The organism is Comamonas sp. CAH-2, from assembly GCF_009668305.1.
GTDB classification, from domain to species: domain Bacteria; phylum Pseudomonadota; class Gammaproteobacteria; order Burkholderiales; family Burkholderiaceae_C; genus Comamonas; species Comamonas aquatica.
Window position 1 is genome coordinate 1 of sequence record NZ_VSWF01000061.1, and the last position, 11,737, is coordinate 11,737.

9 protein-coding genes and 1 pseudogene are annotated in these 11,737 nt (G+C 66.5%); 1 reads left to right on the forward strand and 9 read right to left on the reverse strand.

The features are described 5' to 3' along the window. From FYM52_RS18055 to FYM52_RS18095, 9 genes and pseudogenes are all read right to left on the reverse strand, one after another. A pseudogene (locus tag FYM52_RS18055) lies at positions 1–98 on the reverse strand (electron transfer flavoprotein subunit beta/FixA family protein); the annotation flags it as partial. A gap of 168 nt (positions 99–266) precedes the next feature. Beyond that, positions 267–1,235, reverse strand: a complete 969-nt coding sequence (locus FYM52_RS18060; RefSeq protein WP_231499170.1) for a tripartite tricarboxylate transporter substrate binding protein — start codon at positions 1,233–1,235, stop codon at positions 267–269. Positions 1,236–1,309: 74 nt separating this feature from the next. Continuing rightward, a complete protein-coding gene (locus tag FYM52_RS18065) occupies positions 1,310–2,311 on the reverse strand; it encodes a tripartite tricarboxylate transporter substrate binding protein (RefSeq protein WP_042418132.1) in 1,002 nt (333 codons plus the stop codon). A gap of 101 nt (positions 2,312–2,412) precedes the next feature. Next, positions 2,413–3,654, reverse strand: coding sequence for a CaiB/BaiF CoA-transferase family protein (locus FYM52_RS18070; protein ID WP_042418129.1), 1,242 nt, complete (start codon positions 3,652–3,654; stop codon positions 2,413–2,415). Between the two features lie 36 nt (positions 3,655–3,690). Further along, positions 3,691–4,497: an oxepin-CoA hydrolase, alternative type gene (locus tag FYM52_RS18075; protein ID WP_162524778.1), complete on the reverse strand. Its 807-nt coding sequence runs from the start codon at positions 4,495–4,497 to the stop codon at positions 3,691–3,693. An 82-nt stretch (positions 4,498–4,579) separates the two neighbouring features. Next, positions 4,580–5,716 (reverse strand): acyl-CoA dehydrogenase family protein, encoded by a 1,137-nt coding sequence (locus tag FYM52_RS18080; protein WP_154165091.1) that lies wholly within the window; start codon positions 5,714–5,716, stop codon positions 4,580–4,582. Positions 5,717–5,740: 24 nt separating this feature from the next. Beyond that, positions 5,741–6,940: an acyl-CoA dehydrogenase family protein gene (locus tag FYM52_RS18085; RefSeq protein WP_154165092.1), complete on the reverse strand. Its 1,200-nt coding sequence runs from the start codon at positions 6,938–6,940 to the stop codon at positions 5,741–5,743. A gap of 76 nt (positions 6,941–7,016) precedes the next feature. Beyond that, on the reverse strand, positions 7,017–8,213 hold the full coding sequence (locus FYM52_RS18090) for an acetyl-CoA C-acyltransferase (protein ID WP_154165093.1): 1,197 nt from the start codon (positions 8,211–8,213) through the stop codon (positions 7,017–7,019). A gap of 286 nt (positions 8,214–8,499) precedes the next feature. Next, complete coding sequence (locus tag FYM52_RS18095; protein ID WP_154165094.1) at positions 8,500–10,617, reverse strand: 3-hydroxyacyl-CoA dehydrogenase NAD-binding domain-containing protein; 2,118 nt, start codon at positions 10,615–10,617, stop codon at positions 8,500–8,502. Positions 10,618–10,743: 126 nt separating this feature from the next. On the opposite strand from FYM52_RS18095, the gene FYM52_RS18100 reads away from it, so the two are divergent. Continuing rightward, positions 10,744–11,649: a LysR family transcriptional regulator gene (locus FYM52_RS18100; RefSeq protein WP_042418111.1), complete on the forward strand. Its 906-nt coding sequence runs from the start codon at positions 10,744–10,746 to the stop codon at positions 11,647–11,649. Positions 11,650–11,737: the final 88 nt, after the last annotated feature.

Consider the following 11,737-nt stretch of genomic DNA (forward strand, 5'->3'; position numbering starts at 1 on the left):
ATCTTGACGTTGGCGATGTCCACGCCTGTGCCGTCGGACTTCACGCGGACTTTGACGTTGTAGTCCACCACGCGCTTGACTGGAACCAATACCTTCATGGTTTTGCTCTTTCAATGATTGTTGGTTAAAACGGTCACCAACGCTTATACAGCAAGCGCTGGCAGCTATGAATTCAGTATTTCAAAATACCGCCATCACGTTGGGTGAACCCTGCGCGATGGCGGCCCTGCCCGCCGCCCTGGCGGGCGGCTGGGGCGCTCACAGACTCACTCCGCTGCCATCCCCTTTTCACGCACCACCTTGCTCCACTTGGCGTAGTCGGTGGTCAGGCTTTGCTGCAGCTGGGCAGCGGGCAGGTAGCGGGCAATCGCGCCGGCGCCCAGGATGCGGTCCTGCACGGCCTTTTGCGACAGGATCTCCTTGAGTTCCTTGTTCAGGCGCTCGACCACGGCCGGGGGCAGGCCCTTGGGGCCCAGGAAGGCGCCCAGGGACACGGCGGAGAAGCCATTGATGCCTTGTTCGGCGATGGTCTTGACCTCGGGAATCATGGCCACGCGCTCGGGCGAGCCCACGGCCACAGCCACCAGCTTGCCGGACTTGATGTGCGGCAGGGCCGCGACCAGGTCGGCGTACATGATGGGCACCTGGCCACCGATGGTGTCGGTGATGGCAGGCACGCCGCCCTTGTAGGCCACGTGCTGCATGTCGAACTTGCCCAGGTCCTTGAGCAGTTCCATGCTCATGTGGCCAAAGCTGCCGGCGCCGCTGGTGGTGTAGTTCAGGGCCCCCTTTTGCGCACGCGCAGTGTCGATCAGCTGCTGCAGCGTGGTCACGCCGGGCAGCTTTTCGGGGTTGACGACCATCACGATGGGCAGGTCGTAGATCATGGCGATGGGGGTGAAGTCCTGGGTCACCTCGTAGCCGGTGTTCTTGTAGAACAGCGGCGCGAACAGCGTGGGCGTGGCCAGGGTCATCAGCGTGTAGCCATCGGGGGCAGCGCGCTTGACCTGACCGGCGGCGATGGCGCCCGAGGCACCGGACTTGTTTTCCACGATGATGGGCTGGCCCAGGCGCTCGGACAGTTCCTTGCCCACGATGCGCGAGACCACATCGGTGGGGCCGCCCGGTGGGAAGGGCACGATCAGGGTGATGGGCTTGGTGGGCCAGGCGGCCTGGGCCCAGGCGGAACCGGCCACCACGGTGGCTGCGGCGGCCAGCGCCAGGCGTCGGGTCATGGGGTGTGCGTACATTGCTTTGTCTCCTGTTTGGTTGTCATGCATGCGCAGGGCCAGGCCCTGCGCGGGGGGTGTCAGTCCACCCGGGCGTCGGCCACTTCGATCAGCGACTTCCACACGGGTGCGGCCTGGGCATAGGTCTTGGCAAAGCCTTCGGGGCTGCTGAAGACGGGCAGGAAGCCTGCGCCGTCGATGCGCTCCTTGACCTTGGGGTCCTGCGCGGCGTCCTGGATGGCGGCGGAAAGCACGTCCACCACGTCCTTGGGCGTGCCGGCAGGCAGGGCCATGCCGACAAAGCCGGCGATGGCGTAGGCGTCATCGGTCACGCCCTGCTCGTAGATGGTGGGCAGCTGGGGCAGCACGGACATGCGGCTCTTGCCGGTCACGCCAATGGCCTTGAGGCGGCCGCTGTCGATGAAGGGCTTGGTGTTCTGCGCGCTGGAGAAGCACAGCTGCAGCTGGCCGCCGATCAGCTCCTGGATCATGGGCGCCTCGCCCTTGTAGGCGACGTGGGTCATGTCGGCGTCCATGCTCTTGCTCATGTAGGCACCGCCCAGGTGGGCGTACGAGCCCACGCCCCAGGAACCATAGGACACCTTGCCCTTGTGGGCCTTCACCCAGGCCAGCAGCTCCTTCATGTTGTTGGCCGGCACCGAGGGGTGGACCACGAGGGTCACCGGGGCCGAGGCCAGCAGGGACAGCATCAGCAGGTCCTTCTGCGGGTTGTAGGCCATCTTGGTGTACAGGAACTGGTTGATCAGCAGCGAGGTGCTGAGCGAGACCACGACGTTGTAGCCATCCGGGGCCGACTTGGCGACCATGTCCGTGCCCAGCATGGCCGAGGCACCGGCCTTGTTTTCCACGATGACGGGCTGGCCCAGCTTCTTGGACACGGCCTCGGCCAGCACGCGCGCCACGATGTCGGTGGCGCCGCCGGGATTGAAGGGCACGATGAAGCGCACGGGCTTGCTGGGGTAAGCGGCCTTGGCCCAGGCGGGCAGGCCGACCAGGCTGGTGCCGGCGGCCGCGGCCGTGGCGGCCAGGAACTGGCGGCGGGGGATGGTGATACGGTCCATGTGGTTGTCTCCCTGTTGAACGGAACGGTGGAAGCCGGCCCTCGGTCCTTGCCGCGCAGCCCTCTGGTGGGGCCGTCGCAGGCGGTCCGGCTTGGCAAAAATCAGCCTTGTTGCTCGGGCAGCGTCAGCACGCCCTTGTCCTTCAGCGCCTGCAGCTGCGCATCGCTCATGGACAGCAGTTGCTGCAGCACTTCGCGCGTGGCCTCCCCCAGGGTGGGTGGGGCATTGCGGATCGGCAGGCGCTGGCCATCCAGGCGGTACGGCGGCGCAAACACCCAGGTCTGGCCGGCCACGGGGTGCGGCATCTGGTGGAACATGCCGGCCTGCTGCGTGCGCTGGCTGGTCAGGGCCTCGTGCAGACCCGCCACCTCGCCGCAGGGGATGCCCACGGCGTGCATGCGGTCCAGCAGCTGCTGGCGCGGATGGCTGGCGATGATCTGCTTGAGCATGGGTAGCACCTCGAGGCGGTTGCGCGCCCGCTCCACGTTGGTGGCGTAGCGGGGGTCTTCGAAGATGTCGGGACGGTCGATGACGTGGCGGCAGAAGGCCTCGAACTGGCGGTTGTTGCCCACACCGATGATCAGCGGGCCGTCGGCCGCCTCGAACAGGCCGTAGGGCACGATGGACGGGTGGGCATTGCCGTAGCGCTGGGTGTCGTGGCCCAGCAGCATGGCGTCCAGCGCGTAGTAGCCGTTGATGGTGATGCCGCAGTCGTACAGCGCCAGCTCGATCTGGCGGCCCCGGCCATTGCGGCTGCGGCGGTACAGCGCCGCCAGTACGGCCTGGGCGGCGTACATGCCGGTCATCAGGTCGACCACGGCCACGCCGAACTTCAGCGGTGGTGTGCCCTCCTCGCCGTTGATGGCCATCAGACCGGCCTCGGCCTGGATCACCAGGTCGTAGCCGGGGCGCTTGGCCTCGGGGGTGTCGCTGTTGTAGCCGGCCACGCTGCAATAGATCAGGTCGGGCTTGATGGACTTGAGCTTGTCGTAGCCCAGGCCCAGCTTGTCGGCACCGCCGTGCTTGAAGTTGTGGATCACCACGTCGAACTGCGGCAGCAGGTCATAGATGATCTGCACGCCTTCGGCGCTTTGCAGGTCCAGCGTGATGGACCGCTTGTTGCGGTTCATGCTGTTGTAGTAGGTGGTCTCGGTCTGGCCGATGCGCATGCCCCAGTCGCGCGTGTCATCGCCGCGGCCGGGGTGCTCCACCTTGATGACTTCGGCGCCGAAGTCGGCCAGCACCTGGCCACACAAGGGGCCGGCAAACACCCGCGACAGATCGAGCACGCGCACGCCTTCCAGCGGAAAGTCGATGTCGTCGGGCAGTGGTTGGGTGGTCATGTGAGGGTCTCCCTGGGCCTGTGGTTCTTCTGGTGTTTACTGCGTCAACGGCACGCTGGGTGCCTGGCGGAAGCTGGGGGCGCGCTTTTCCAGGAAGGCGCCAATGCCTTCGCGCGACTCGGCGGTCTCTTGCGACTGCACCATGTAGCGGGCTTCCAGCTCCAGCTGCGCTTCCAGCGTGTTGCGGGGGGCCTGGCGGCACAGGTCCTTGATGCGCGCCATGGCCAGCTCGGGGCCCTGGGCGATCTGCTGCGCCAGCGTCAGCGCCAGCACGATGGCCTGGCCGGGTTCGGCCAGGCGGTTGACGGCGCCCAGGCGTTCCATGCGCTCGCCGCTGATGCGCTCGCCGGTCAGGCACAGCTCGGTCAGCACCTGGCGCGAGACGAATTCAGACAGGAAGGCCGTGGCGCCGCCATCGGGCGTCAGGCCGACCTTGACATAGGCCACGGAGAACACGCTGTCGCGCGCGGCCACCAGCATGTCGCAGGCCAGTGCCAGCGACAGGCCGGCACCCGCCGCCGCGCCTTCGACCGCTGCGATGACGGGCTTGGGACAGTCGCGCACGGCGCGGATCAGGTCGTGCAGGCCTTCCAGCTTTTCGCGGCGCTGCTCCACGGGCAGCTCGCGGCGCTTGGCCAGCTGGCGCAGATCGCCACCGGCACAGAAATGCCCGCCTTCGCCGGTCAGGATGACCGCGCCGATGCTGGCATCGGCCGCGGCGTCCGCCAGCGCGGTGGTGACGGCCGCATAGAACTCGGGCGACAGCGCGTTGCGCGCGGCCACGTTGTTGTTGGAGAGGATGAGCACATTCCCCTCGCGACGAATCAGCAATGCATCGTTCACCGCATGTCTCCTTGGCTTGTTGTCGTGGTCGGTGGGTGCCGGGGCCGGCCGCCCGGGCGCACAGCGCCCGGTGGCCTGGGACTCAGACGGCCTGGCTCAGCGCCATGAAGCGCGCCAGGTGGTGGTCTTCGTCACCGAACTGGTGGTCGATCATGACCAGGCGCTTGGCGTAGTGCGCCAGGGGCAGCTCCCAGGTCATGCCGATGCCGCCGTGCATCTGGATGCTTTCCTCGGCCACCAGCGTGCCCGCGTAGCCCACGGTGTACTTGGCCGCGGCCAGCATCTTGGCGCGCTCCACGCCCTGGGCGTTGTCGATGGCGTCGGCCGCGTTGATCACGGTCGAACGCACCTGCTCCACCTCCAGCAGCAGATCGGCCATGCGGTGCTGCAGGGCTTGGAAGGTGCCGATGGCCACGCCGAACTGCTTGCGGGTCTGCAGGTATTCCAGCGTGTGCTGCTTGGCCACGTCCATGGCGCCCAGGGCCTCGGCCGCCAGCGCCAGCAGGGCATAACCCTGGATGTGCTCCAGCACGCCATAGCCTTGGCCTTCGGCCCCCAGCAGGGCGTCGGCACCCAGCTGCACGTTGTTGAACGTCAGCTCGGCGGCGCGGCCACCTTCAAAGCAGCTGTAGCCGCGCTTGCCGATACCGGCCGTCGTGCCATCCACCAGGAACAGGCTGATGCCGGCTTCGTCGAAGGCACCACCGGCCGTGCGTGCCGACACCAGCAGCAGGTCGGCCTTTTCGCCCAAGGCCACCACACTCTTGGCGCCGTTCAGCACCCAGCCCGTGGCGGTCTTGGCGGCCGTGGCGGTGACCTTGTTCAGCTCGTAGTGGCTGCCGGGTTCGTCGTGCGCCAGGGCAGTGATCACGCCGCCGGCGATGATGTCGTCCAGGCGCTGCTTTTGCGATTCGGTGCCCGCGGCAATCAGCGCCTGGCCCACGACCAGGGCGCCCAGCAGGGGCTCGGCCACCAGGCCGCGGCCCAGCGATTCGAACACCACGCTGATGTCAAAGCCCGAGCCGCCAAAGCCGCCCGCGTCTTCAGGAAACAGCGCGCCGATGGCGCCCAGTTCCGCAAACTGGGCGTACAGCGCGGGGCTGTGGCCTTCGTCGCCATAGGCCAGCTGGTTGCGGTGCTCGATGCCGTACTGCTCCGCCACGAAGCGGTTCAGGCTGTCCGCCAGCATGCGGCGGTCTTCGGTGTGTGTGAAGTTCATGTGCGTATCCGTCCCTTGCCCGAATCAGAGGCCCAGGATCATCTTGGAGATGATGTTTTTCTGAATTTCGTTGGAGCCGCCGAAGATCGACAGCTTGCGGTAGTTGAAGTAGTTGGCCGAGGCCGTCGCAGCCTCGTCGATGCCGCCCACCGGCGCCTCGTCGTAGCCTTCGTACTGGGCTTCGTCGATGTAGGGCACGGCATACACGCCCATGGCACGGCGGATCAGCGACAGGATTTCCTGGCGGATCTCGGTGCCGCGGATCTTCAGCATGGAGCTTTCCGCACCCGGCACACCGCCACCAGCCACGGCGGCGATCACGCGCAGGTTGGTGGTCTTCATGTTTTCCAGGTCGATCTCGACGCGCGCCATGCGGGCGGCGAACAGCGGGTCCTGGTTCAGCGGCTGGCCGTTCTTGTGCACCTTGGCGGCGATGACCTTGAGCTTGGCCAGCGCCGAGATGCAAAAGCCCACGCCGGCGATGCCGGTGCGCTCATAGGTCAGCAGGTACTTGGCATAGGTCCAGCCCTTGTTCTCTTCCCCCACCAGGTTTTCCACGGGCACCTTCACGTCGGTGAAGAAGACCTCGTTGACTTCCTTGTCGCCGTCCAGCGTGCGGATGGGGCGCAGCTCCACGCCGGGGGTGTTCATGTCCACCAGCAGGAAGCTGATGCCCGCCTGGGCCTTGGCGTCCTTGTTGGTGCGCACCAGGCAGAAGATCATGTTGGCGTGCTGGCCCTGGGTGGTCCAGGTCTTCTGACCGTTGACGATGTAGTGGTCGCCGTCGCGCACGGCCGTGGTCTTGACCGAAGCCAGATCGGAGCCCGCACCGGGTTCCGAATAGCCCTGGCACCACCAGTCATCGCCGTTCAGGATGCGCGGCAGCCAGTACTTCTTTTGCGCCTCGCTGCCGTACTTGATCAGCACCGGGCCCAGCATGTTCACGCCAAACGGCACGATGCGCGGGCCACCGGCCAGGGCGCACTCGGTGTCGAAGATGAACTTTTCCACCGCTCCCCAGCCGGGGCCGCCGTGCTCCTGGGGCCAGTGGTTGGCGTACCAGCCACGCTCGTTCAGGATGGCGTGCCACTGGGCCTGGTCTTCCTTGCTCAAGCGCTGGCCGGCCTTGACCTTGTTGGCGATGTTTTTAGGCAGCTTGTCCTTCAGGAAAGCCTGCACTTCGGCGCGGAACGCCTCTTCTTGGGGGGTGAATTGCAAATCCATTGCGATGTCCTCAGTAATCCGTGGCGCGGTACGCCGTCAAACTTCAAATCTGTATGCCCTGCCGCGCAGGGCGTGATCAAAAGATCTCAAACAAGCCCGCTGCGCCCATGCCACCGGCAATGCACATGGTCACCACGCCGTACTTGACCGACGGGTCCTTGGCCTTGCGGCGCTGGCCTTCCAGCAGGATGTGGCCGGCCAGGCGCGCGCCGGTCATGCCAAACGGGTGGCCGATGGAGATGGCGCCGCCGTTGACGTTCAGGCGCTCGGTGGGAATGCCCAGCTGGCGCTGGCAGTACAGGGCCTGCGAGGCGAAGGCCTCATTCAGCTCCCACAGGTCGATGTCGTCCACCGTCAGGCCGTGGCGTGCCAGCAGCTTGGGCACGGCAAACACGGGGCCGATGCCCATCTCGTCGGGCTCGCAACCGGCGACGGCAAAGCCGCGGAAGGCCCCCAGCGGCTGCAGGCCCAGGCGCTCGGCCACCTTGGCCTCGACCACCACGCAGGCGCTGGAGCCATCGGACAGCTGCGAGGCATTGCCCGCGGTGATGAAGTTGCCGGGGCCCTTCACGGGCTCCAGCTTGGCCAGGCCGGCTAGCGTGGTGCTGGCGCGGTTGCAGTTGTCCTGGGTGGCGGTGACGTCGCGGTAGGTGACTTCACCGGTGTCCTTGTTCTTCTCCGCCATCTTGGTGGCGCAAGGAATGATTTCGTTGCCGAACAGACCGGCTGCCTGTGCGGCGGCGGTGCGCTGCTGGCTCAGCAGCGAGAAGGCGTCCTGGTCTTCGCGGCTGATGTTGTAGCGCTTGGCGACCACATCGGCGGTGTCGATCATGGCCATGAACAGCTCGGGCTTGCGCTCGACCAGCCAGGGATCCATGTCGGTGGGCAGGTTGTTGCCGGCGCGGATGCCGGAGATGGTTTCCACACCGCCGGCCAGCATGGCGTCCACGCCTTCGGCCACCACACGGCCCGCCGCGATGGCGATGGACTGCAGGCCCGAGGCGCAGTAGCGCGTGATGGTGGTGCCGGCAATGCTCAGCGGCAGCTCGGCGCGCAGCACGGTCTGGCGGCCCAGGTTGCGGCCCTGGAAGCCGTCGGGGTTGCCGCAGCCGAGGATCAGGTCCTCGATCATGGCGGGGTCCACGCCCGAGCGCTCCACCGCGGCCTTGACGGAAAACGCGGCCAGCTGGGCGGCGGGCGTGATGTTGAACTCGCCGCGGTGCGACTTGGTCAGCGGCGTGCGGGCGGTGGAAACGATGACGGCTTCGCGCATGGTGTGTTGTCTCGGTTGAATTGGTTTGGATAGCTGTCAGCGCTGTTGTTTCAAATCTTTCCCATACTTTTGATATGGAAAGCCTGGTTGTTATTGCGCTTCCAGCTTCTCTTTTTGATGCCGCACCTTGAACGTGCGACCCGGTGGCCTGGTTTTTGTGTGCCCCCGGTACTCCCTGATGGGCCTTGCGGCCCTTCCTCTTTGTGCGCCGCACGCGGCGGCGCACGCCGATCACGCTGCCTGACGGAGGCGGCGCCCTGTGCAGGTGGCCGCCCCTGGGCAGGCTTTAGTCCGCCTGGTTCAGGCTGTCAAAGTTCTTGCCTTCGGCGACCAGCTTTTTCAGCAGGGCGGCGGGCTTCCAGAACAGCGGGTCTTCCTGCTCGAACGCCTGGATGTCGGCCAGGATCTTGTCCAGGCCCTGCATGTCGGCCCACTTCATGGGGCCGCCGCGCCAGCGGGGGAAGCCGTAGCCGGAGATGAAGGTCACGTCCACATCCAGGGGACGCAGGGCGATTCCCTCTTCGACCACCTTGGCGCCTTCGTTGACCATGGCGGCCATGTAGCGGCGCATGATTTCCTCGGGGGTGAACTGGCGTGGCGTCACACCCTTCTTGGCGCGCTCGGCGTCGACAATCGCCAGCACTTCGGGGTCGGGCTGGCCGACGCGCGCGCCCTGCGGGTACAGGTAGAAGCCGCGGCCGGTCTTCTGGCCGAACCAGCCGTTCTCGCAGATGCGGTCGGCCACCTCGACGTAGCGCGCCTTGGGGTCGCGCGTCGCGGCGCGGCGCTTGCGCGTGGCCCAACCGATGTCGCCGCCAGCCAGGTCGGTGACCTGGAAGGGGCCCATGGGGTAACCAAAGCCACGCACGGCCGCGTCGATCTCGTAGGGCGAGGCACCGTCTTCCATGAGGTAGTCGGCGGCCTGCTTGTACACGGCCAGGATGCGGTTGCCGATGAAGCCGTCGCAGACGCCGGCGCGCACGGGCACCTTCTTGAGCTTCTTGGCCAGCTCAAACGCGGTGGCCACAACATCGGCCGAGACCTTGGCGGGCACCACGATCTCCAGCAGCTTCATGATGTTGGCGGGGCTGAAGAAGTGCAGGCCGATCACATCCTGCGGGCGGGCCGTGGCGTCGGCAATCGCGTCGATGTCCAGGTAGGAGGTGTTGGTGGCCAGCACGGCGCCGGGCTTGCAGACGCGGTCCAGTTCCTTGAACACGGCCTTCTTGACTTCCAGGTCTTCAAACACGGCCTCGATCACCAAATCCACGTCCTTGAGGTCGTCATAGCTGGTCGAAGGGGTGTAGCGCGCCATGATGGCGGCCTTGCCTTCTTCGGTCATACGGCCCTTGGCGATCAGGCCGTTGTAGACCTTTTCCACATTCGCCTGACCGCGGGCGATGGACTCGGCATCGCGCTCGACCATGATCACGGGGTAGCCGGCGTCCAGCGCCGCCACGGTGATGCCGGCGCCCATGGTGCCGCCACCGATGATGGCCAACTTGGCAAAGGCACGCGGTGCGGCGGCCTTGGCTTCGGGGATCTTGGCGGTCTCGCGCTCGGCGAAGAAAGCATGGATCAGGCCCTGGCGCTGGGGGCTTTCCAGGCACTGCACGAACAGGGCGCGCTCATGGGCCAGGCCCTGCTCGAACGGCAGGTTCACGGCGGCCTTGGCGCACTCGATGATCTTCAGCGGCGAGAACAGGCCACGCGCCTTCTTGGCGGTGTCGATGGCCAGGGCTTCCAGCTCGGCCAGGGCCCCGACCTTGTCGGTGATCTCGATGTCGCGGGTGCGGCGCACGGGGGCGCCGGCCGCCAGCAGGCCGCGGGTGTAGGCCAGGCCAGCGGCGGTCACGTCGTCACCGTCCACCAGTTGGTCCACCAGGCCGGCCGCGGCAGCGGCCTTGGCCGACAGGTGCTTGCCGCTGAGCATCAGCTCGGTGGCGGCCTTCACGCCCATCACGCGGGGGGCACGCTGGGTGCCGCCGGCGCCGGGCAGCAGACCCAGGTTCACTTCGGGCAGGCCCAGCAGTGCCTTGGGCAGTGCCAGGCGGTAGTGGGCCGACAGCGCCACTTCCAGGCCGCCACCCAGGGCGGGGCCGTGGATGGCCGCCACCACCAGCTTGGGGCTGGCTTCAATCGCGTTGCAGACCTCGGGCAGCGAGGGGGGCATGGCGGGCTTGCCGAATTCACGGATGTCGGCGCCGGCGATGAAAGCCTTGCCCTCACCGACGATCAGCAGGGCCTTCACGGCCGCATCGGCCGCAGCCTGCTCCACGGCGGCCAGCAAACCGGCGCGCACGGCCTGACCCAGTGCATTGACGGGAGGGTTGTGGATGCTGACCACCAGCACCTCGCCATCGAGGCGGGTTTGGACCACAGAAGCGGTGTTGTCGGAACTCATGCGCGTGTCTCCGGAAATCGGTTTTCAGGGAAAAGCCGTTTTTACTACGACAAAGGCTCTTTACAATCACCTCAATAATTGACAGAGCGTCAAATAAATTTAGACAATCACCAGGGAAAACCCGCAATGGACCTGCAGTCACTCACCCTGCTGGTGGAGATCATCGACAGCGGCAACCTCAGCCAGGCCGCGCGCAAGCTGAAGATGACGCGGGCCAACGTCAGCTACCACCTGTCGCAGCTGGAAAAGTCGGTCGGCGTGCAACTGGTCAAGCGCACCACGCGCCGGGTGGAGCCCACCGAGGTCGGGCTGCGCCTGTACGAGCACGGGCGCAACATCCACAACGAAATGCTGGCCGCGCGCGAGACCATCACCAGCCTGGGCCAGGAGTTGCGCGGGCGCGTGGGCATCAGCGTGCCCAGCGGCTATGGCCAGATCGTGGTGAGCGACTGGCTGATCGAGTTCAAGCGGCTGTACCCCGGCATCGTGCTGGATGTGCTGTTCGAGAACCGCGCCGACAACCTGCGCGACGAGGTCGACATCGCCATCCGCGTGATGCAGGAACCGCCCCTGTCCGTGGTGGCGCGCAGCCTGGGCGATGTGCGCTACGTGGCCTGCGCCTCCAGGGACTACGCCGCGCAGCACGGCCTGCCACAGACGCTGATGGAGCTGCGCGCCAGCCCGCTGATCACCGCCGGCGTGATGGGGCGCCAGCTGCGCCTGGCGGCCTACCAAGGCCTGGAGCGCCAGGAGGTGACGCTGGAGCCGACCATCATCTCCGAGCACTTTCCCTTCCTGCGCCAGGGCATCCTGGCCAGCCTGGGCGTCGGCCTGGTGCCCGACTATGTGGTGCAGGACAAGGTGGCCACCGGCGAGGTGCTGACCACCTTGCACGACTACCGGCTGAGCATCTTCGGCACGCACATGTACCTGCTGTACCTGCCCAACCGCCACCAGACCCGGGCGGTGCGCACCTGCATCGACTTTCTGCTGGCCAAGGCCCGCGGCGAGGCCCAGCCCACGACGGCATGAAGCCAGGGGCTGCGGCCCAGCCCGCCCAACCCCACAGGCCCCGCCCTGGCCCCACGGCCAAAAAAAAACCGCAGGCACAGGCCTGCGG

What these genes read in the sequence shown, in the direction of transcription:
- FYM52_RS18080 (WP_154165091.1), bottom strand. Translation starts at nt 5,716, where the DNA reads ATGAACTTCACACACACCGAAGACCGCCGCATGCTGGCGGACAGCCTG.
- FYM52_RS18085 (WP_154165092.1), bottom strand. Translation starts at nt 6,940, where the DNA reads ATGGATTTGCAATTCACCCCCCAAGAAGAGGCGTTCCGCGCCGAAGTG.
- FYM52_RS18070 (WP_042418129.1), bottom strand. Translation starts at nt 3,654, where the DNA reads ATGACCACCCAACCACTGCCCGACGACATCGACTTTCCGCTGGAAGGC.
- FYM52_RS18090 (WP_154165093.1), bottom strand. Translation starts at nt 8,213, where the DNA reads ATGCGCGAAGCCGTCATCGTTTCCACCGCCCGCACGCCGCTGACCAAG.
- FYM52_RS18100 (WP_042418111.1), top strand. Translation starts at nt 10,744, where the DNA reads ATGGACCTGCAGTCACTCACCCTGCTGGTGGAGATCATCGACAGCGGC.
- FYM52_RS18065 (WP_042418132.1), bottom strand. Translation starts at nt 2,311, where the DNA reads ATGGACCGTATCACCATCCCCCGCCGCCAGTTCCTGGCCGCCACGGCC.
- FYM52_RS18095 (WP_154165094.1), bottom strand. Translation starts at nt 10,617, where the DNA reads ATGAGTTCCGACAACACCGCTTCTGTGGTCCAAACCCGCCTCGATGGC.
- FYM52_RS18060 (WP_231499170.1), bottom strand. Translation starts at nt 1,235, where the DNA reads ATGACCCGACGCCTGGCGCTGGCCGCCGCAGCCACCGTGGTGGCCGGT.